21 protein-coding genes and 1 other RNA gene are annotated in these 21,676 nt (G+C 42.8%); 8 read left to right on the top strand and 14 right to left on the bottom strand.

Translation table 11 applies throughout. The features are described from left to right. Window positions 1–104 precede the first annotated feature (104 nt). Entirely contained in the window at window positions 105–1,763 is a 1,659-nt protein-coding gene (gene gpmI / locus CZ794_RS03265) for a 2,3-bisphosphoglycerate-independent phosphoglycerate mutase (protein ID WP_087040190.1), read from the bottom strand. Between the two features lie 287 nt (window positions 1,764–2,050). Between gpmI and ssrS the strand changes: the two genes are divergently transcribed. Beyond that, window positions 2,051–2,246, top strand: a non-coding RNA gene (ssrS, locus tag CZ794_RS03270) — 6S RNA. 135 nt (window positions 2,247–2,381) lie between these two features. Here ssrS and CZ794_RS03275 read toward each other — a convergent pair. Beyond that, on the bottom strand, window positions 2,382–3,002 hold the full coding sequence (locus CZ794_RS03275) for an FxsA family protein (protein ID WP_087040191.1): 621 nt from the start codon (window positions 3,000–3,002) through the stop codon (window positions 2,382–2,384). Window positions 3,003–3,155: 153 nt separating this feature from the next. Between CZ794_RS03275 and ruvC the strand changes: the two genes are divergently transcribed. Continuing rightward, entirely contained in the window at window positions 3,156–3,740 is a 585-nt protein-coding gene (ruvC, locus tag CZ794_RS03280; protein WP_087040192.1) for a crossover junction endodeoxyribonuclease RuvC, read from the top strand. Window positions 3,741–3,814: 74 nt separating this feature from the next. Here ruvC and CZ794_RS03285 read toward each other — a convergent pair whose 3' ends face one another. The 5 genes from CZ794_RS03285 to CZ794_RS03305 form a co-directional block, all read right to left on the bottom strand. Then, window positions 3,815–4,771, bottom strand: coding sequence for an META domain-containing protein (locus tag CZ794_RS03285; protein WP_087040193.1), 957 nt, complete (start codon window positions 4,769–4,771; stop codon window positions 3,815–3,817). 297 nt (window positions 4,772–5,068) lie between these two features. Further along, complete coding sequence (locus CZ794_RS03290; protein WP_087040194.1) at window positions 5,069–5,731, bottom strand: glutathione S-transferase family protein; 663 nt, start codon at window positions 5,729–5,731, stop codon at window positions 5,069–5,071. A gap of 308 nt (window positions 5,732–6,039) precedes the next feature. Then, complete coding sequence (locus CZ794_RS03295; RefSeq protein ID WP_087040195.1) at window positions 6,040–6,678, bottom strand: peroxiredoxin; 639 nt, start codon at window positions 6,676–6,678, stop codon at window positions 6,040–6,042. A gap of 212 nt (window positions 6,679–6,890) precedes the next feature. Then, a complete protein-coding gene (locus CZ794_RS03300) occupies window positions 6,891–7,634 on the bottom strand; it encodes a phospholipase D family protein (RefSeq protein ID WP_087040196.1) in 744 nt (247 codons plus the stop codon). A 141-nt stretch (window positions 7,635–7,775) separates the two neighbouring features. Then, window positions 7,776–9,503, bottom strand: a complete 1,728-nt coding sequence (locus tag CZ794_RS03305; protein WP_087040197.1) for a glutamine--tRNA ligase/YqeY domain fusion protein — start codon at window positions 9,501–9,503, stop codon at window positions 7,776–7,778. A 344-nt stretch (window positions 9,504–9,847) separates the two neighbouring features. Between CZ794_RS03305 and CZ794_RS03310 the strand changes: the two genes are divergently transcribed. Then, complete coding sequence (locus CZ794_RS03310) at window positions 9,848–10,363, top strand: peptidylprolyl isomerase (RefSeq protein WP_087040198.1); 516 nt, start codon at window positions 9,848–9,850, stop codon at window positions 10,361–10,363. Window positions 10,364–10,462: 99 nt separating this feature from the next. Further along, complete coding sequence (locus tag CZ794_RS03315) at window positions 10,463–11,305, top strand: UDP-2,3-diacylglucosamine diphosphatase (protein ID WP_087040199.1); 843 nt, start codon at window positions 10,463–10,465, stop codon at window positions 11,303–11,305. Between the two features lie 250 nt (window positions 11,306–11,555). On the opposite strand, the gene orn is transcribed toward CZ794_RS03315, so the two are convergent. Then, entirely contained in the window at window positions 11,556–12,143 is a 588-nt protein-coding gene (gene orn, locus CZ794_RS03320) for an oligoribonuclease (RefSeq protein WP_062845067.1), read from the bottom strand. A gap of 165 nt (window positions 12,144–12,308) precedes the next feature. On the opposite strand from orn, the gene rsgA reads away from it, so the two are divergent. The 4 genes from rsgA (at window position 12,309) to secB (ending at window position 15,398) form a co-directional block, all read left to right on the top strand. Then, window positions 12,309–13,412 carry a ribosome small subunit-dependent GTPase A gene (gene rsgA / locus CZ794_RS03325; RefSeq protein WP_087040200.1) on the top strand — a complete coding sequence of 368 codons (1,104 nt, stop codon included), beginning with the start codon at window positions 12,309–12,311 and terminating at the stop codon, window positions 13,410–13,412. A gap of 336 nt (window positions 13,413–13,748) precedes the next feature. Continuing rightward, window positions 13,749–14,204, top strand: a complete 456-nt coding sequence (locus CZ794_RS03330; protein WP_087040201.1) for a rhodanese-like domain-containing protein — start codon at window positions 13,749–13,751, stop codon at window positions 14,202–14,204. Between the two features lie 316 nt (window positions 14,205–14,520). Then, entirely contained in the window at window positions 14,521–14,784 is a 264-nt protein-coding gene (gene grxC / locus CZ794_RS03335; RefSeq protein ID WP_062845070.1) for a glutaredoxin 3, read from the top strand. 167 nt (window positions 14,785–14,951) lie between these two features. Continuing rightward, the gene (gene secB / locus CZ794_RS03340) at window positions 14,952–15,398 is read left to right on the top strand and encodes a protein-export chaperone SecB (RefSeq protein WP_062845071.1); all 447 of its coding nucleotides are present in this window, start codon (window positions 14,952–14,954) and stop codon (window positions 15,396–15,398) included. A 101-nt stretch (window positions 15,399–15,499) separates the two neighbouring features. On the opposite strand, the gene CZ794_RS03345 is transcribed toward secB, so the two are convergent. The 6 genes from CZ794_RS03345 to CZ794_RS03370 all read right to left on the bottom strand — a co-directional run bounded on the left by CZ794_RS03345 (window position 15,500) and on the right by CZ794_RS03370 (window position 21,582). After that, a complete protein-coding gene (locus CZ794_RS03345) occupies window positions 15,500–16,036 on the bottom strand; it encodes an alpha-ketoglutarate-dependent dioxygenase AlkB (protein ID WP_087040202.1) in 537 nt (178 codons plus the stop codon). Between the two features lie 163 nt (window positions 16,037–16,199). Further along, the gene (gene adk, locus CZ794_RS03350) at window positions 16,200–16,853 is read right to left on the bottom strand and encodes an adenylate kinase (protein WP_179207236.1); all 654 of its coding nucleotides are present in this window, start codon (window positions 16,851–16,853) and stop codon (window positions 16,200–16,202) included. A gap of 215 nt (window positions 16,854–17,068) precedes the next feature. After that, window positions 17,069–18,349 (bottom strand): c-type cytochrome biogenesis protein CcmI, encoded by a 1,281-nt coding sequence (ccmI, locus tag CZ794_RS03355; RefSeq protein ID WP_087040204.1) that lies wholly within the window; start codon window positions 18,347–18,349, stop codon window positions 17,069–17,071. Beyond that, window positions 18,346–18,879: a cytochrome c-type biogenesis protein gene (locus CZ794_RS03360; RefSeq protein ID WP_087040278.1), complete on the bottom strand. Its 534-nt coding sequence runs from the start codon at window positions 18,877–18,879 to the stop codon at window positions 18,346–18,348. The genes ccmI and CZ794_RS03360 overlap by 4 nt, the downstream gene beginning before the upstream one ends. A gap of 23 nt (window positions 18,880–18,902) precedes the next feature. Then, the gene (locus CZ794_RS03365) at window positions 18,903–19,550 is read right to left on the bottom strand and encodes a DsbE family thiol:disulfide interchange protein (protein ID WP_087040205.1); all 648 of its coding nucleotides are present in this window, start codon (window positions 19,548–19,550) and stop codon (window positions 18,903–18,905) included. Between the two features lies 1 nt (window position 19,551). Beyond that, a complete protein-coding gene (locus CZ794_RS03370) occupies window positions 19,552–21,582 on the bottom strand; it encodes a heme lyase CcmF/NrfE family subunit (RefSeq protein WP_087040206.1) in 2,031 nt (676 codons plus the stop codon). Window positions 21,583–21,676 lie beyond the last annotated feature (94 nt).

Genomic DNA, 21,676 nt, shown 5'->3' on the forward strand with positions numbered 1-21,676 from the left:
TTTTCATCGTCAACACTATTAAAATCGATTCAGGTTTATAAAAAAAGGAAAGGATAATTCATACCCTTTCCTTCTTTACGCTAATCACAGTAAGTAGAACTGACTTATGATATTGGCACTAGCAGACTTTCACCAGTCATTTCAGCTGGTGCATCCATATTCATTAATGACAAAATAGTCGGGGCAATATCGCTCAGTTTACCGTCATTACGTACCTGTAGTTTTTGCTCACCCACATAAATCAGTGGGACATGTTCAGTAGTATGCTGAGTATGTACTTGTCCACTTTCGTAATCTTGCATTTGCTCACAATTGCCATGATCAGCAGTAATGAGTAGATCACCACCAGCGGCTTGTACTGCTGCTGCCACGCGACCAACACAAACATCTAAGGCTTCTACAGCTTGAACCGCTGCATCAAAGACGCCAGTATGCCCTACCATATCACCATTGGCATAGTTCACAACCAGCACATCGTATTTACCCGACTCAATAGCAGCGACCAATTTATCGGTTACTTCAGGCGCGCTCATCTCAGGCTGTAGATCATACGTCGCGACATCTGGAGAAGGCACTAAAATACGGGTCTCACCTTGGTACTCTTCTTCTCGACCGCCGCTGAAGAAAAACGTCACGTGAGCGTACTTTTCAGTTTCAGCAATACGCAATTGGGTTTTACCCTGATCTTGCAGATATTCGCCAAGTGTGTTTTTTAAAGACGTTGGATAATAGGCGATACTCGTTTTTGGATTGTCAGCCAATACATCAGAGTATTTCGTCAACATCACAAATGCGGCAAGTTTGGGCTGCTTTTGACGGGCAAAACCCGAGAATTCATGATCGGGTAATACAAAGGCTTGCGCAAGCTCACGTGCACGATCAGCGCGGAAGTTCATAAAGATAAGCGCGTCATTGTCATCGATGGTATAAGGTACCTCATCGCGCCCTATTACTATAGTAGGACTGATAAACTCGTCTGTTTCACGGGCTTTATAGGCGGCTTGTACCGCACCATCCGCTCTAGTTGCCAGACGATCGGCCTTACCTTCTGTCAGCAGCTCATATGCTTTTTGTACTCGATCCCAGCGATTGTCACGATCCATCGCGTAATAGCGTCCAATAATGGTCGCAATTTGTACTCGTCCGCCTTCATAATGCGCATTGAGTTTATCAATATATGCACGTAAACGATCAACATACTTATCAGCAGACTTTGGTGGCGTATCGCGTCCATCTAAAAAGCAATGAACAAAAACGTTTTTGGCACCATGTACTAAGGCTGAATGACACATAGCCTCAATGTGATCTTGATGTGAATGCACCCCACCATCCGATAACAATCCCATAATGTGCACATTACCGCCAAGCTCATTGGCTGCTTTTACTGCACTCACCAACGCTTCGTTTTTATAAAAATCCCGATTGGTAAGCTCGCTTGATATACGGGTAGAGTCTTGATAAAGGACACGACCAGCGCCCAAATTCATATGTCCCACTTCTGAATTACCAAACTGACCATCTGGCAATCCCACGTCCTCTCCTGACGCCGATATCAAGCCATGCGGATACTTTTGATAAATTTTATCCAAATTAGGCATATTGGCAGCTGCAATCGCATTATCTTTATCGTCTTCACGATGTCCAAAACCATCTAGTATCATTAAAACGCGAGGTACTTTTTTTTGTTTCTCGCCATCTTGCCCATTAATAGGTGTGGTTTGATTTTCGTCGATAAGTTCTGATTGTTGCTGATGGTTGGTCATGGACTACCGCTCCTCAAGTGAATGAACGCTTACAATACTTTATTAGGAATTACTGTATTGGGAATTAAAAAGTGCTGTATTGGGAATTTGAAAGTCCCTATCTTAACACACATCTCAAAATAGCTGAAAAATCAACCCCTATGTCCGTTAAATAACCTGTCTGACTTCCTATACTTTTGTTGCTTGAATAGTGTTGTAAAACTTTCTGTCAACCATACGCACTGCTAACGCCTCGTATCAATCTGTAAATCAGGCTTGCAATCGCTTAGGCCATTGGTTAAGATAATTATATTCTGAAGTGTTGGCTAGTAGATGTTTATTCCCTGAGCCGATAATGCTTTACCAGGATGTGGTACCTATCGCCTCATTGTGTATGCCTGCACTGCTTGCAGTGTATCAGGAAGCCTGCCGAGGTGATGACGCATCCGCCCTGAACTTCACGGTTCATGGGTCACCATTTTACGGCGGCACTTCGGTTGTTCTATTCGGTTCGTTCTTAATTTTTTTATGAATGCCTATTTGTAGAAAATTAATAACCACCAAACAAAAACCCCTTTCGTTTATAGCGAAAGGGGTTTTTTTATGCCAATTTTTTATTTAGAATTTGTCATACTGCTACTATTCATCATTAGCAGACTTTGTGATTTTCTTCACATCTTTTGGGATGTTCTTCGCTGTACCATCGACGGTTGTATTTTGTTTAAATACATCACCAAATGGATTCTGCTGCTGACCAAATGGACTTTGTTTGTTCATACCATTTGCACCGCCGAATGGGTTTTGACCTCCCATATTACCGAATGGATTTTGACCACCGCCCATCTGGCCACCCATCTGCTTGGCCATCATCTCCATCATTTTTTGCTGATTGTTCATCACATAGTTATTGGCCACGTCTTTTAGTTTCTTTTGTACCGGTGGTAAGACAACCAATAGAGCAAGAATGTCACTCAGCACACCTGGAATCAGTAACAAAATACCTGCCGCTGCCATTGCCACACTTTTCATCATGGTGGATTCTTGTGGACGCATTGCAGGATTCATCATGCCGCCAGCTTTCATCTGCTGCGCCATTGGATTAAGAGATGCCATGCCTTTACGAATCAGTGAAATACCGATGACAGCAGCGATAATGAACCATATGAAAACCCACCAGCCGCTTATAAATTGTGCAAGTAAATACCACAATAGCATCTCGATAATAAACCAAACGATGGCAATACCAACTATCTGACCCATAAAGTGTCGTCCTATAAAATAAAAACCAATAAATTAAGCGCCATACAAATTAAAATGGCTCACATATGATGTATATGGGGATTGATTGCTATACTATCAAACTTACGGCTTATTTTTAAGCCATAAAACAAAATGTAAGTAAGACGGAAGACTATGGCAATTATTATCGGTATTGATCCAGGTTCACGCATGACAGGTTATGGCATCGTTCAACAAACTGGCGATAAACTCACCTATATTGATGCAGGCACCATTCGTACAGACACCAAAGAGATGCCTGAGCGCCTTAAGCGCATTTTTAATGGCTTGACGCGTATCACTCAGCATCATTTAAAATATGCAGATGAGCCAATTTATACAGCCATAGAGCAAGTGTTTATGGCAGAAAACCCTGATTCGGCACTGAAGCTTGGACAGGCACGAGGTGCTGCTATTGCAGCCATGGTCGCTTTAGATTTAGAAGTGTCAGAGTATACGGCGCGCCAAATTAAGCAAGCTGTGTGCGGCTATGGCGCGGCTGCCAAAGAGCAGGTACAAGAAATGGTTTGCCGCATACTCTCTTTGGAGGTTGTGCCACAGCAGGATGCAGCCGATGGTCTTGCCTGCGCGATCTGTCACGCGCATTCTAGTCATTCAATGAATAAGTTGATACTCAATAGTGCGATGCGTGGACGCGGGGCTTCTAAGAAAAAAGGCCGCTGGCGCTTGACTGAAGAAGATCTCGGTAATCTTCGATAAAATCCTGTCGCCATAAAAAACGCGCTCCTAGGCGCGTTTTTTTAATTTTATAAATGTAAGAGCTAATGTACTCTCTACTCAGCAACTGAACTTTCAATCACAGCGTCCAATACATACGCATATGCCGAGCTTGGTGCTTCTAGATCACTGTCGCTTGCTGGGATATTCGCGTCCGCGTCTACAGTATAACGCTGTATGCGTAGGACTTCGTCATGCTTACCATCCGGATGATAACCGTCAATCACGCCAGCAAATGGCACCCACTTCCCTTCACGACTCTTAATCCCTTGATTGTCATAGGTAATGGGTTTGACTTGTAAGCACATATCAGCAGCAGTGTCATTACAAGATATCTTCTTAGCATTCACGGCCCAAAACACCGTCTCACCTTTACTATTATATTTGGCTTGATCCGTGAGTTGGCCTTCCCAAACCAACGTGGTTTCTTCTTTTGTAAGTTGGGTCAATACTGTCTGCTCTTCTTGAGAGGCATCATTTTTTGTGATTACTATTTGACTATCGCCTTCCATCAGATCAATCAAGCTATTCTCTGCCGCATTCAAATCAGGACATAGCATCTTAGTACTCATACTGTCATCAACACTTAAGACCGATCCTTGTAATTGATAATTGGCGCTAATTGTATTACAACCGACACTATAATTTAGGGTGTCCTGACCTTGGTACTGATTGAAAGACAGTCTTACTTCATCTTTAACCGCTGCCAGCTCGTTTAATGGTTGGGACTTTTTACCCATGACAGATATAAGCGTCCATCGATGATCTGATAGAGTGGAGATCATTGTTTGTTCAGCACTTTTATGGTCTGTCATAGGCTTATCAGTCGTTTCATTTGCATCAAGTGCTTCGGCCTCATTATCCAATTCATTGTCGACCGCTTTGGCATTTTCTGTCTTCTCTTTTTCGTTAGGTGACGTAGAGTTTTGGCACGCGCCTAACGCCAAACTTGCTACCAACATACTTGGTAATATTCCCAATTTAAAAGACAGTGTCCTAAAAGATAATGTCATAACAGTCATGCCTTACAATGGCCCTTTTTACAATGTAAACGCTTTATCGCTCATTAAGCGCTTTATAGTTCAAAAAAATGTTATACACATTTTTTTGAGGCGAAAGAATTTAATCACTATATCGTTGGTGATTTTTGTCATTGTAACAAAATGTTTGATTTTATAAACTCATGGTAATGATTCTCTTTATTTTTACTGGCACTATTGTCTATACGGACAAGTTCAGTAAACCAAGAATCACTACCATGGTGGGAAGATGCGACTTATAAATAAGTCCAAGTCAGTGACTATTTTGGCTTATTTAGTTTCATCTGTGGGTTTTGCTTTTGACATGGCTGCAATACTAAAACGGTCATTCATTTTTTGATAAAAACGCGCAAGATTTTCACCTTGAGCACTAGGGTCTACTTTGAGTAATTTGCCAAAGTCTAACCCAAGGTACAAAACGATGTCAGCAAAACTTAGTTGCTCCCCTACTAAGTACTCACGGCCTTCTAAAACCGTTTCAAAATAAGCCAACGCTTTATTTGAGCGCGCAATGGAGGGCGCAACAAACTCTGGCACTTGCTCAACGCGCTGTGCTTTGGAGGGATGACTGTGTTGAAACGCGAGCATATAGTTATACAAAACTTCAAATTCAGCAATGCGGCGCATTGAACATACCTGTGCGCGCTGTACCACATCGTTGCCCATCACGGAACGCTCACCATAGACGCGGTCAAGGTACTCGCAAACCGCCTGCGAATCATTGAGTATCGTATTGTCGTCTAACTTTAATACTGGCACCGTCTGCATAGGATTTATTTTAGTAAAGGCTTCTGACATCTGATCATTATTAGCAAAATCAATGTCTACCACATCGATGTCATCCATGTCATCAACATCAATGCCTTTTGATGCCAATAAGATAAGGGCTTTGCGCGGATTGGGTGCTGTACGAGTGATGTATAATTTTTTCATGAAAAACTCCTTGTAAAGTAGAATAAAAAAGCAACTTAGAACGATTAAATTTTATAGTTTATATAGAGCATGGATAATTTTTGATGAGAACCTTAATATTATAAGTATCAAACTTACCACTCAATGCATTCATAGACGAGCTAATAAACGGTCAAGTTAGTAAGAGATGCTGTTTTGTTTAGATAAAATCCACTGCTCTCGTCATCATAGCAAAACCTTACTACCACTTGTTATATGAATAGTAAAAAGCCCCATAACATTACGTTATAGGGCTCCATATTTTTAGTAAATACTCATGGACACTTAAATTATTTATTAGGCGCTGGTGTTGTACGTAGATAAGGCTTGATCTCTTTATGGCCTTTTGGATACTTAGCGGCGATGTCTTCGTTTTTGACGCTTGGTGGAATGATCACATCATCGCCATCTTTCCAATCTACTGGCGTTGCGATGTTGTACTCATCAGACAATTGCAGTGCATCAATAACGCGAATGATTTCATCAAAGTTACGGCCACAGCTAGCAGGATAGGTCAGCGTTAGACGAACTTTTTTGTTTGGATCAATGATAAAGACACTACGTACGGTATGTGTACTGTCCGCATTTGGGTGCATCATGTCGTACAATTCAGCCACTTCTTTATTAGGATCAGCGATAATTGGGAAATTCATCTCAGTACCTTGAGTCTCACCGATGTCACTCGCCCATGCCTTATGGTCTTCTAGACTATCGACAGAGATACAGATCGGTTTAACATTGCGCTTTTGGAACTCACCATTCAGTGCGGCTGCACGACCAAGCTCAGTAGTACATACTGGCGTAAAATCTGCTGGATGTGAGAAAAAAACCACCCAATGATCGCCTGCCCACTCATGAAAATTGATATCACCTTCTGTGGTAGTAGCGTCAAAATTGGGTGCGGTATCGCCTAAACGTAAATGTGCCATGCTTTATTCCTTAGCTATGTTGATGAACGCTTGTATCGACTCATTGGCCTCGCGCTCTATTATTATCATCGATGTGCTCGTCATAAAAACTATAGAGCACATCCGTAAAAACTGACTTTATCTTAACAAACTGGTTATGAATGTCTTGTGACGGATTGTAATGCGGTTATTCCATTTACCTCTAAGCTGATAGCTAATACTTCGACCGCTTACTAAACCACCATCCCCGCATCCCATAAGCAAAACTCACCAAACTTGCCCTTTTTACTCGTACCGCCAGCCACACGTCCAGCATCAGTCAATACCAATTCACCATCTTGCGCTTCTAAGTAACCGGCTGCAAGCAACTTATCATTCAACTCTTGGGTCTTGAGACCTAACTCCTTAGCAAGCTTGGCGGTGGTCAGTTTAGAATAATTAGGTGTGGCATCTGTTGTAGACGTGACGGTTGCGTTGGTAGTAGCGCTCATTATTTTGGTGCTAGGTTCAGGGTGATTCTCAGACTCACTCACTTTTTCTAGCGACATTCTGACTTCATCACTGATACGAATAATACGCTGGGCTTCTTCGTAAGTATCGGCATAAAGCTTGGCGTCATCATTGCGATAGATCAGTACACCCATTTCATTGTTATTGACTTGGCTAAACTCATAAAGATTCAAACTGGTGATAATACATTCGTTTTCATTCAGGTAGCATTTCGCATGTAAGTTTTTGCAAAAACTGGTACGGATAAACGTTAGGTTTTTTAGCCAGTTTATTTCTTCAGGATGTAAGTCATTTTTGCCATAGACAATACGGATATCTATTTTCAAACGATTGCGGTCTTCTAGCAGCTCTTTAATACGTTCATTAAGCTTGAGATAGGGACTGATAATAATCAATCTGTCAGACGCATTTTTAATCAATTCTTCTAAATGGTAAGTCGTCCCACTGCTGTTCAAAAACTTTGCCATGCTTATTTCCTTAAAGATTACTGTCAATAACTTTATCATTGTCCACAAAAAAGCCCATTCCTAGCGTACTAGAAACGGGCTGATTTGCAAACTACTAATGTTCAGTATTTTCTTAAAATAGATTCTAAACTATCTGCTGCATTAAGCAGGTTTATAACTGTCACGTAAGCTCACGATTTGGTTAAAGACTGGCTTATCACTAGTATGCTCTACAGCGTCAGAGATAAAATATCCTTCACGCTCAAACTGAAAACGCGTGCCAGCGTCAGCATTGGCCAGTGATGGCTCAACCACAGCTTGTAGCTCAGTCAATGAGTTCGGATTGAGTGCTTGGTGCAAATCGCTCACGCTACTTGGGTCTTCGGCGCTAAATAATTGCTCATACATACGTACGGTTGCAGGCACGCCTTGGCTCGCTGATACCCAATGAATGACGCCTTTAACCTTGCGCCCTTCAGGGTTGTTCCCTAGCGTTGCAGAGTCGATTGTCGCTTTTAGCTCAACGACATTGCCATTTTCATCAGTGATATGCTCAGTGACCGCTAACACATAGGTATTACGCAGACGAATTTTTGGTTTCTCTGGTGACAAACGCTTATAACCTGCTGGCGGTTCGATCTCGTAATCGCCTTGGTCAATATATAAAGTTTCAGTGAAAGGGATTTCACGTTCGCCCATATCGACGTTAGGGTGGTTTGGCTGAGTCAACCATAAGGTCTGCGCAGCCTCATCGAAGCGTGCATTGACGCTTTCAGCTTTTTGCGACTCCCACTCGCTGACTGCTTCTACAAAGTTCGTAATCGTCACTTTTAATGGTTTTAGTACCGCCATTCCGCGTGCTGTCGTGGTTTCTAGCGACTGACGCACACTGAACTCTAACGAGCGAAAGTCAACGACACTATCAGATTTGGTCACACCAACACGATCACAAAAATCACGTAGGCCTTCTGGTGTATAACCACGACGACGCATGCCAGCAATGGTCGGCATACGTGGATCATCCCAACCGCTCACGATGCCTTCATCGACCAATTGTTTTAGCTTACGCTTACTGGTCATTGTATGATCGACGTTTAGGCGGCTAAACTCGTACTGATGCGGCGGCACATCAAAGCCGATTTTTTCAATGACCCAATCATAGAATGGACGATGGTCTTCAAACTCTAGCGTACACAATGAATGGGTAATACCTTCGATGGCATCAGAGAGCGGATGCGCAAAATCATACATCGGATAGATGCACCATTTATCGCCCGTTTGATGATGCTCTTGGTGCATGACACGGTAGATAACTGGGTCACGTAGATTCATGTTTGGGCTTGCCATATCTATTTTGGCACGCAGTACCGCTTTTCCTTCCGCATACTTGCCCGCTTTCATATCATTAAAAAGTGCTAGGTTGTCTTCGACGCTCGCATCACGCTGTGGAGATGGCTTGCCTGCCTCATTGAATGAGCCACGGTTATCGCGAATCTGCTCAGGCGACTGCAAGTCTACATACGCATCGCCTTGTTCAATCAGTTGCACAGCCCACGCATACAACTGATCAAAATAGCTTGATGCATGATACGCCTCACCTGCCCATTCAAAACCAAGCCATTTCACATCATTTTCAATATTATCGATAAAGTCTTGTTTTTCTGCGGTTGGGTTAGTGTCATCAAAACGCAGGTTACACACCCCGCCAAACTCCTCTGCCACACCGAAGTTTAGGCAGATAGATTTTACATGCCCAAGGTGCAAATAGCCATTTGGCTCAGGCGGAAAGCGAGTCACGATTTGCTGGTATTTTTGCGCATTGATATCGTCACGAATGATATTACGAATAAAGTCGTTTTTTTGTGCAGAGTTACTTGAGTGCTCACTCATGGGGTATTGCTCCTAACGCAAATTGTCAATTCATGACACGCGCCATCACGCATCATGGAAAAGTCGAACCAAATTTTTGGTATAAAGGGAATAAAATCGTTATAAAAATTTGAGCCACAAAAACAGTGGGTTATAAAACCATACCATTTGACTCATATCATTCAAACTGCTTAGAAATGGATAAAGTTGCGTTATTCTATCAGCTTTTGCAAACGCATTAACAGCCTGATACATGACACAGCATAAAAAAGCCGTTAGACTACCCATGACTTTTTATTAACCAACTTTTTAACCACCACTTGACAGCGTTATTTAAGGCGCTGCAATTAAAAAAGGAATATCTTATGGTAGACATGCCACCAGTAGTAGAACTTGACACTAATATGGGTGCAATCGTTATCGAACTCAATGAAGAAAAAGCGCCAAAGACCGTAGAAAACTTTTTAAACTATGTAAAATCTGGTCAATATGACGGTACGATTTTCCATCGCATCATTGATGGTTTCATGATTCAAGGCGGCGGAATGGACGCAGAGATGAATGAAAAACCAACCAACGCGCCTATCGAAAACGAAGCGGACAATGGCCTAAAGAATGATAAAGGCACTATCGCAATGGCTCGTACCCAAGATCCGCATTCAGCGACTAGCCAGTTCTTTATCAATGTAAAAGACAATGATTTCCTAAACCACACTGGCAAAAACATGCAAGGTTGGGGTTACACTGTATTTGGTAAAGTCACCAGCGGTATGGATGTGATTGAAAAAATGAAAGGCGTACCAACTGGTCGTTTCGGTATGCATGCTGATGTGCCAAAAGAGCCAGTTGTTATTAACTCAGCGACCATCATTACTCAGTAATCGTTATTCAGTTACCGCAAATTAGTAACTGCAAACTGACAAGCATTATTCAATAAACTTCATTGGGTAATGCTTGTTATATGATAAGGATAAAGATAAATGCAACGTTTTAATCATTTAATCACGACCCGCCCTCATCAAGTGCGGCAAGTATTGATTAGCGACTTGCATTTATCGCCTCAGGAGCCTGCCTTAGTGCAGGCTTTTTTAGCGCTGCTCGATGACTGTCTTGCTCTGCCTGCCCTCAAACGTTTATTCATTTTGGGTGATTGGTTTGAGGTATGGCTGGGTGATGATGTGTATTTGTCATTATCGGATGAAGCGCGTCAAACGCATTGGTTGACACCGCTGATTATTAAGTTAAAAAAACTGCGTATAGAGGGTTGCGAGATTCTCGTCATGCATGGCAATCGTGATTTTTTATTGGGTCAGCCGTTTTGTAATTTATTTGGTGGCGAGTTGATTGAAGAGCCTTATAACTCAACAGTCGGACAGCAAAATTATCGCTTAGAACATGGCGATGCCTTATGCACCGATGATAAAAAATATCAATTTTTTCGCAAAATAATGCGCAACCGTCTGATACAGTGGTATTTGCTCAATAAACCCTTAGAAAAACGCTTGGCAATCGCTGATAAAATGCGTAAAAACAGTCAAAGAAACAACGCCAATAAAGCGGCTTATATCATGGATGTCAATGATGATGCAGTTGCTACCGTCATGACGAATAATGATGCCTTGCTACATGGGCATACCCACAGACCTGCTATCCATCCAATCGCTAACGATAAGAAACGGTATGTACTTGGTGATTGGCGTCTGCTTGATAAAGACAAACGTCAACCAACAGTCAGTGCCGTGATTGGTACGGTAACTGCATCAGAAGATTCAAACGATGACGCTCAATTTGATCTGATTGAATTCAATTTTAAGATCGTTTAATAGCGTATGTTTGATCTAACATAATTCGGTTCGATAGAATTTGCGTCAACAAAAAGGGTCTATCACTGATGCGATAGACCCTTTTTTTATTGTTCAAGCTTCTCTTATATTGTGTGCAATGTGCTTTTAGAACGCTGCATTGCAGTTAAGAAGTGGGACTGGTGCAAATCTTTGTAGCCTCTGTCGGCAAAGCCACCGCAAGCAAGAAAAACTGTATCCGTTGCACTTCGTTATTAACACATCTTTGGTCTTAAGGCATCAATTTGAAGAAATGCTGACGATAATGTTTCAATTCACGAATAGAGTCACGGATATCGTCTAGTGCTAAATGGCTGCCACCTTTCTCAAAACTTCTTAAGATATCAGGGCGCCAGCGGAAACAAAGCTCTTTGATGGAAGACACGTCCAGATTACGATAGTGAAAGAATTTCTCAAGCTCTGGCATTTGACGCGCCATAAAGCGGCGATCTTGGCAGATTGAGTTACCACACATGGGCGATTTACCACTATCAACCCATTTGTTTAAAAACTTAAGCGTTTCAGCTTCTGCTTCTGCTAGCGTTACAGTACTGCGGCGTACACGATCGACCAACCCCGACTGACCATGCTGCTTGGTATTCCAATCATCCATCTTATTTAAGACTTGATCCGACACCTTAATCGCAAAAACAGGGCCTTCAGCAAGGACATTCAAATCCTCATCAGTCACAACGGTAGCAATCTCGATAATCTCATCATTTAAGGTATCAAGTCCGGTCATCTCTAGGTCAATCCATACCAACCCTTTTTTGCCTTGATTTTTGATTTTAATCTTATTGGGATGGTCGCCGGTGGTCATAAAATATCCTATGTTCAATGAAGTTTGAGACAAAATTACTCAGCGCCTACGGGTTTAGAATAAGTAAAACATTACAAAACCACTATCAGTCATAGGCGCTTTAGGCTGTATGTTAGCAAATTTTCACGCTACACTTAGCAATATTTTTTTAATAGGTCAAAACCCATGGCATTAATCCGGCAGCGTAAACTCACCAAACAACAGATTCGTCGTATCGATAAGCAACAGCTGGCAAGTCAAGACAGCATCGATGACAGTTTGATGGATGGTGTGGTCATGGCGCATTACGGCAAACAGCTAGAAGTCCAAGTGACCAGCTTGCCTGCCGTGATACCTGTGCAGCCAGAGATTGCGCCTGATGATCCAGAGCCGTTCTGGCAGACTCTTGAATTGGGCGATATCTGGCGCTGCCATGTGCGCACCAACTTGCCCATGCTTGCGGCAGGCGACCACGTACGCTGGAGCGCGGATTCTAATACGGGTTTTGGGCGTATTGAGGCGGTTAAACCACGAACCTCTCTTGTCTCCCGTCCCGATCGTTATCATAAGCTTAAGCCGGTTGCTGCCAATGTCGATATTCTCGCCATTGTATTTGCGCCCCTGCCAGCTGCCGCTCCTACGCTCATCGATCGCTACTTGGTCGTTTGCCATCATGCTGGCGTCAAGCCATTACTGGTATTAAACAAAGCCGATCTACTGGCACAAGAAAATGGCGTCGATACCAATGAGCTACTGGCGCAATATGCCGCCCTTGGTTATGAGAGCGTCCTTACCTCTGTTGATTGTCCTGAGAATATTGCTGATAATGATGAGCAAATAGGCCTTGATGAATTAAAGTGCTACATAGACAAAAAGCTGGTTATCTTTGCTGGGCAATCGGGCGTCGGTAAGAGTAGTTTGATTAATGCGCTATTGCCTGACTCAGGTCAAAGCGTCAATGTCATCTCTGAAAACTCTCAACTTGGACAACATACGACAACGACCAGCCGCTTGCTGCCGTTCAATCCAGACGACTTAACCCAAGGCGGCATCGTTGATACACCTGGTATTCGTGAATATGGTATTTGGCATTTGACCCCTGATGACATCATTTCAGGCTTCGTTGAGCTTGCACCACTGGCAGGCGACTGCCAATTCCGTGACTGTCGCCATACCCATAACAGTAAAGGCTGTGCTCTGTGGCAAGCAGTGGCTGATGGTACAGTCTTGCAGCGCCGTGTTGAAAACCTTGTGACCCTCAGAGAAGAGGCGGATACCAAGCCTTATTAAGCGCTGTCTTATTGATTGATACCTTATTATAGGCGATTCACTTTAAAACTATTACAGTGCTACTGGGATAAATTGTTTGTAGCCTCTGTCACGCTTGCGAACAGCAAGCAAGAATAATTTATCTCAGTAGCACGTGGCTATTAGCGCATCAACTTTCTTTGGAACTGAATAAAGCTGGTGTGCCTATCAAAATTATAGGTGCAACATTACGGGTAAAAAACAACGGGATCATCGCCCGTTTACTATAGACGACCTTATCGGTATAATAGCGCCTTGTTCAATTCATTAGGCTGTCTTATCGGCTTAATAGAACACTTATTTTTTTGGAGGTATGGTTTGGATCGTGCGCTGGAATTTGTGGGCAACCACCCGTTTTTATTTGGTATATTGGCCGTACTTGCGATACTGTTTTTTGCCATTGAAAACAAACGTAGCGGCAGAAAGATATCACCCAACACGCTTGGTATGATGGTCAACTCTCAAAACGCGCAGATCATTGATATTCGCGATAAAAAGAAGTTTGCCACAGGATATATTCAAGGCAGTCGCAACATACCTTTTTCTGAGCTAAAAGATCGTGTCAGTGAGATTCGTGCGATTGAGCAGCCAGTCATTATTATCTGTGATATGGGTGTGCAAGCAGGCGCTGCGATTCAGATGATTGGTAAAGACAACGTTTATCGCTTAGACGGTGGTGTTGGTGGCTGGCAAGGTGCTGGTATGCCGTTGGTTGGGCCAAAGGATGTATCGCCTAAAAACAAAGGCAAAGCCAAGCCAAGTTTGCATAAATAATTTGAGCAGAGCATCGAATGCGTATCTTGTAGCGATTTATTGTTTGATAGCTATTTGACTACTGGCTAATGAAGATTTGATTGTTAACTAATAATCGCGTAAAAAAGACACCTCTTAGCAAGGTGTCTTTTTTTATGTGGCATTTGTGCTACTGTTCAACCTTTTATATGGGCGTAACTTGAATTTATCAGGCTTATCCCCACTTTAATACTGAGTATCACTAAACCAAACTGACGGTAACGGCTTATAATAATTTTATCCAATGATTGTTTATAACAACAAGGTTACCTCATAAACTTATAAATAAGGATTTATCATGACTGTATCTGTTAAAGTCTATACGACCCCTATCTGCCCATACTGCTCTAATGCCAAGCAATTGTTACAATCTAAAGGCGTTAACTACGAAGAGATTGGTATGCACGATATGAGTAGTGAAGAGCGCCAAGCATTGATGAAAAAAACCAATAACTATCGCACGGTTCCTCAAATCTTTGTTGGTGAAACTTTTGTTGGTGGCTTTGATGAGTTGAATCAAATGAACCAGCAAGGTAAGCTTGACGAACTATTAGCGGGTTAATCGACCAGTTTTCTTTATTGTCTGTTTTTACTAAGATAGAAACAGACAGATTATGAATCGAAGATAAGGCTAAAAAATATCGGGACACACTCTCGATATATATTACAATGTCGTGTTATAAAACAACAGATTGACCCATTATTTGATTTAACTTTAGAGGAATTATCATGGCTGACGCACAACCACAATTGGCATTAGAACGCATTTACGTAAAAGATATGTCACTTGAAGTACCAGGCGCTGAAGTATTCACCAAAGAGTGGAACCCAGAGCTTGATATCAATCTTTCTAGCAATGCTGAAAAACTTGATGACGATCATTATCAAATCATTTTGACAGTGAGCGTTACCGCTAAAAATGCTGATGAAGCGGCATTTATTGCTGAAGTTCATCAAGCGGGGATTTTCTTATTAAAAGACATTCCTGAAGATCAAATCGGTCAAATCTTGGGTGCATACTGCCCTAACGTGTTGTTCCCTTATGCTCGTGAAGTCATCAGCGACATCGTGACACGTGGTAGCTTCCCGCAATTACTACTTGCACCTGTGAACTTCGATCAAGCGTACGCACAAAGTCAGCAGCAAGCTCAAGTAGATGCTGAAGGTAATGCTTAAGTCTTGATATGCTAATGTATTGATTTTAGCATCTAGACATTCGATAAAAAGCCGCATACCTATTTGGGTAAGCGGCTTTTTTGCATTTATGATCTTAATTATTATAATGCTATAAGTTGTCTAAATGTAAGACTAATTCTTCCTGCCTGACTATTGCTTTTAGGAATAGAATGTAACCATTCTTGTTGAGTCTTATCGTTCATATATAGTAAAGACCCATGACTAAGACAAATACTTTCTATAATATCTGTAGCATGTTTATGTTTAAATAGTATCTCTCGAGCTACTCCCAACGATAATATAGCAACGCCCGTTCCTTTAACTAACTGACTTAGATCATCAGAATGAAAACCCATTTTACTATCGCCATCTAGATAATAATTTAATAAGCAGTTATTCGCCCTATATCCAGTTTTTTCTGCTACGGCAAGAGTCAGCTCTTGAATAATATCTGGCATTTGCTTTTCTTCATAGTACATCCCTGAATAATGATAAGGAACCCCAAAGCTTTCAGTATATCTAGAAGCCATTTGTTTATTCCATATCACCGTCTCTCTTAATAGTAAGAAGATCTCAGAAGCGAAATCCATATTTATCAGATTAGGATAAAATATTACATCTAATTCAGGTGTATTCATGACTATGCCTTATCTTTTCAAAGTATCCGTATATGATAATATTTTTCCTACTTTATCTAGTACTATGTAAATATTCATTAAAAATAACTATTTTTAAATAAAAAAACCCCGACTGTATAAAGTCGAGGTCTCATTTTTATGACAAACGGTACATCGTAAGATATTAGCCTTTTAATGCAGACAAAATCTGCTGCTTAACGTCATCGATACCTTGCGTACCATCAAACTTATTGTATTTAGGCGCGTCATTGCCTTCTTCAGCTTTTTCTTGGTAAAAACCAACCAAAGCTGATGTTTGCTCATGATAAGTAGCCAAGCGATCACGAATCGTCGACTCTTTATCATCTTCACGCTGAATCAAGGCTTCACCAGTGACATCGTCAATCCCTTCTTGCTTAGGTGGATTGTGATGAATGTGATAAACACGGCCTGAATTTGGATGCTGGCGACGACCAGATAAGCGGTTCACAATTTCATCATCAGGAACACTGATTTCAACCACATGGTTAATCGCGACATCTGCATCTGCAAGCGCTTGAGCTTGCGGGATAGTACGCGGGAAACCATCAAAAATACAACCGTTGGCGCAGTCAGGCTTAGCGATACGTTCTTTCACTAGGTTAATAATAAGGTCATCAGAAACCAAACCGCCAGCATTCATGATATCTTTGGCTTGTATGCCAAGCTCACTGCCTTCTTTGATCGCTGCGCGCAGCATATCGCCAGTTGAGATTTGTGGGATATCAAATTCTTTAGAAATAAACTGGGCTTGAGTGCCTTTACCAGCGCCTGGTGGACCTAGCAAAATAATACGCATCATTATGCGACTCTCCTTAATAGATAGGATTTCGGGATTGATAAAACTTTGGGATTGGTTGATTGCAGAACCACCTTACCTTGTGACTCTACAAACCTCAAGTATTTTCACGATTGCTGTGATAAGTTGCTATGACTTATCTGTTCATATAACGTTGTTGCACGCTAGTATAACGTGCAACAACGCACTCACAATGTGTATTAACAGCAGACATATTATGGTATTTGCTGATTAATTTCCACATTGACTTGATCTTGATCAGCACTAATCACAACAGGATTACCTGATAGATCGCCTGATTCGGCGCTTGCCGTACCGCTATGACTGATACGGGCAATAACAGCTAGCTGCACTTTATCAGATCTGGCCGCTTGCAAGGTGCGCTCTGGCATCATGGCATCAAGATCGCTTAGGCTAATAACTGCTTCACCTTGCTTGATAACGCTGATGGGTAGACGCTTAGCAGCAAATGGTGGCCCACCTTTTACATCACGTATCGCAACAAACAGTACGTCATCACCTTTCACGAGTGGCAGCAAGCTTGGGTTGATTCTCACTGTTACCTCAATACCTTCAGAGGCTTGCTGCTGCTGTGCGCTCACGTTGGCGCTCAATTCATCTAAACTTTGTAGTGCTTGAGAATGGTCACCCGGTTTGGCGGCAATATTACCACGCAAGCGTCTAATCCAGCCTTGTGCTTGCTCAAAGTTACTACTGCGCGCCTCCCCCATTGCCATGAGCATTTGCGCGCCTTCATGATTTGGGTTCTTAGCCAGTACATCTTGCAATACTCGGCGACTATTGGCATCTAACTGGCCTTTATTGGCAAAGAAGCTAATCTGAGCATAAGTCGTGGCAATCTCTTCATTGTCAGGCGATAAACGATACGCGCGCGATAAAGACTCTATCGCTGAATCAGTTGCTTCTAATGATAAGAACAGCTCCGACAAACGCATCCAGCGATTGGGGTCGTCAGCGTGACGATAGACATTGGTCTGCATGGCACTAATAAGCTGTGTACCATCTTCAATGGCCCAAGCGGGTGGTTGATCGATTTTACCCGTCAATAAATCATCGGCAACTTGACCCACTTTGTCCTCGCTTGCCCAAAGATCAAATACAGGCGTACGATCGCTGATCATGAGATAGGCCATGGCTGTCAGAACAGGCACCCAAACTATAATAATTAATCGGCTTTTAATACCAGGTGCCACCATGGGCGTGACTTCGCGCTGAGCGTCCAAAAGCTGACGCTCAAGCTCAAGCTTCTGGTTTTGGTAATGGTTGTCGTCAATGACACCACTGTCTTTATCTGTTTTGAGTTCTGCAAGACGCTCGCGAAACACCGCAACATTGATGTCCAATAATTGATTGTCCACAGGTTTTTGCTGCGCACGTGAGGCTCTTAACCACGGTATGATGGCAATGACCGCAAGTACTAGAGCGATAAGTAAGCTTAAAGCAATAAATAAGCCAACAGTAGAGAATAAGGTCATTTTTTGTCCTCAAGGCTTGTGATATCGTGATCCTCTTTTTTATCAATATCAGTACGTGATAAGAGGCAGTCAAGTTGGGCTCTTTCAGCAGCGGACAGAGCAGCCGCGCTACTTTCTACCTTTATTCCGTTCTCTCCACTGGCCACCCGTTGACGCCGCTTGCTTTGCCAAAACCATCCTACCAATAAAATCACAAGCAGTAATGGGGGGAAAAACCACAAAACCCATGTTGATGGACGTACAGGCGGTTTATAGCTGATAAAATCACCATAACGCTCTTGCATATAAGCACGAATCTCACCATCACTACGACCATCTTTTACCATATCATAGGTCTTTTGCTTTAAATCTTGGGCAATGGGTGCATCAGAACCTGCAAGGTTTTGATTTTGGCATTTTGGGCAGCGCAGCTCTTCGATAAGACCACGGTATTGAGCCTCTTGTTGCTCAGAGTCAAAATCGTAGACATCAATTGCAGCATAGCTTGTGGCACTCAGCAGGCACGCTAAGATCAAGCTTGCCAGCTGTATGATAATAGGCTTTATGTTGGCTTTCACTTACACACCTCCCCAATCTGCTTCGAATCTGGGCTAACATTGTTACTATTGGCATCATTGAGCACCATCAGGCAAGGCGCAATTCGATCTTGCCAGTTGCTCTCATTAATCTCACCAATAATATGCTGACGAATAATCCCTTCGCCATCGACAACGAACGTTTCAGGTGCTCCTGTCAAACCCAAATCTAAAGCAAACTGCCCCGACAAATCTTGAATCGACATCGAAAACGGATCGCCACCTCGGTTCAGATATCCTAAGGCATCACCAATCTCATCTTTGTAGTTAATGCCCACCAAATTGACACCGCGTTCTTCTAACTGCATCAAAAAAGGATGTTCAATCACACAAGTGGGACACCAAGAGCCCCATATATTCATTAAAAAAGGGGTATCAGGCAGATTCTCATTGGTCATGATACGACTGGTATCAGACAATAAAGGAAGCTCAAACGTTGGTACTGGACGCTCAAGCGCCGTATTGGTCACAATATCGGTCGGCTGACCTAAGCGCATATACAGCATGACAATCAGACCAATAAAGACGATAAATGGAATCAAAAACCATAATCTAAGCTGCTTTTTGTTCATGGTTTTAGGGTTGTTTACCTTATTGTGATTAGAGGAATTGTTTGATGTGCTCATCTTAATTGCCTCCCATCTTTGTCACAGGTGTATCAGATTCAGCGGCGGAACGAGCGCCAGAGCCCTCAGGCATGAGCTGCATTGGCGTTTTGGTTTTTTTAATACGATAACGGTTATCAATAATACTTAGTAGCGCACCGAATGCCATAATAAGCGCACCTAGCCATATCCAACGAATTAGCGGTTTGACATAAATACGGAACGCCCATTCATTACTGTTTTCGGCAATAGGCTCACCAAGCGCTACATATACGTCACGCAACAGAGTGGCGTCAATCGCGGCCTCTGTCATCGGCATCATACTGATAATAAAATTGCGTTTTTCAGGATATAAGGTCGTTACCTCTTGACCATCTTTGCTAATGACCACTTCCGCTTGTGTGGCATCAAAGTTACTGCCTTTGACTTCGCGGAAACCTTTGACGACAAAATCATAGCCCTGAACATGAACACTATCATTGGGTGCCAATGCCACATCACGCTCAATACTCAACGTAGTCGTAAAGGCAACACCAATAACAGCAATAATCACCCCGATATGCGCTATCTGTTGACCCCAGTAGCTTAGACGTAATTGACGCAAACCTGTCAGACGACTGGATGCATTTTTGGTCTTATCTCTAAGATCGACGACCATCCATAATAGTACCCAAAAGCTGATTGCTAGTGTCACACCAATATTGAGCATCTCTGATGGGCTGACAAAATAAGCAATAATCGCTGCTAATACCAGACTGCTTACCGCAATGATCATGCCAGCGCCTAGAAGTGGGCGGCTGTCTTTTTTCCAGCGAATATTAGACCCCATGCCCATCGCTATCAATAACAGCCACGTAAGAGGCACAAATAACGCATTAAAGTAAGGAGGACCAACAGATACCTGACCCAAATTAAAAGAGTCAGCGATAATAGGATATAGCGTACCAAGTAAAACAACCAAGGTCGAAATCAGAAGAATGACGTTGTTAATGACCAAAAAAGACTCACGTGAAATCAGCTGGTATTGACTTTCAACGGTCAAACGCCAGCCACGTATGGCAAACATCAACAGGCCACCCCCGATGATCACACCAAGGATCACTAGAATGACTAGACCACGCGTTGGGTCGGCAGCGAACGAGTGTACAGAGGTAATAACGCCTGAGCGTACTAAGAAAGTGCCAAGCAAACTCAGTGCAAAAGCAAAAATCGCCAGCATGATGGTCCATGCCTTAAATACACCGCGTTTTTCAGTAACTGCCAGCGAATGTAGCAGCGCTGTACCTGCCAACCATGGCATCAAAGAAGCATTTTCTACTGGATCCCAGAACCACCAGCCGCCCCAGCCAAGCTCATAATAAGCCCACCACGAACCAAGCGCGATACCAACCGTCAAAAAGCCCCACGCAGCCAATGCCCATGGGCGCGACCAGCGAGTCCAGACCGCATCCAAACGCCCTTCCCATAATGCTGCCATACAAAAAGCAAATGGCACCACTAAACCCACATAACCCATATAAAGCATGGGCGGATGAATGATCAAACCGAAGTCTTGCAATACAGGATTTAAGTCTGCCCCATCAACAGGCAAATTGGGCAACGTGCGCTCAAATGGTGAGGATGTAAAGATAAGCATCGCAAGCATCATTGCCTGCACGCCAGCCAATATAACCAATACTCGTGCACGCATGGATAATGGTAGACCACGGCTAAAATAAGACACCAAGGCGCACCAAGTCGCCATGATAGTCATCCAAAGCAGCAATGATCCTTCATGCCCACCCCAAGTCGCCGATAATTTGTAGTACCAAGGCAATAAGGTATTGGAATGTTGAGTGACATAGACTAGGCTAAAGTCATTGTAATAAAAACCTGCCATCAGCGCAGCAAACGAGGTAATCATGGCAGCAAACTGTGCCCATGCAAGACTTGGCGCAAGACGTTGCCAAGCAACGTGATCACGCATGACACCAATAGTCGGTAACACCACCTGCAAAATCGCCAACATAAAGGCGGCTAGCAAGGCAAAATAACCCAATTCTGTGATTAACATACGGTCTAACCCTGTTTACCTTAGTACGGTCATTGTTTATTTTAGGGATTAATGGTTTGGAACAGTCAGACTGTTCAATATTTGCCACTACTGT

The organism is Psychrobacter sp. JB385 (assembly GCF_900163785.1).
Classification (GTDB): domain Bacteria; phylum Pseudomonadota; class Gammaproteobacteria; order Pseudomonadales; family Moraxellaceae; genus Psychrobacter.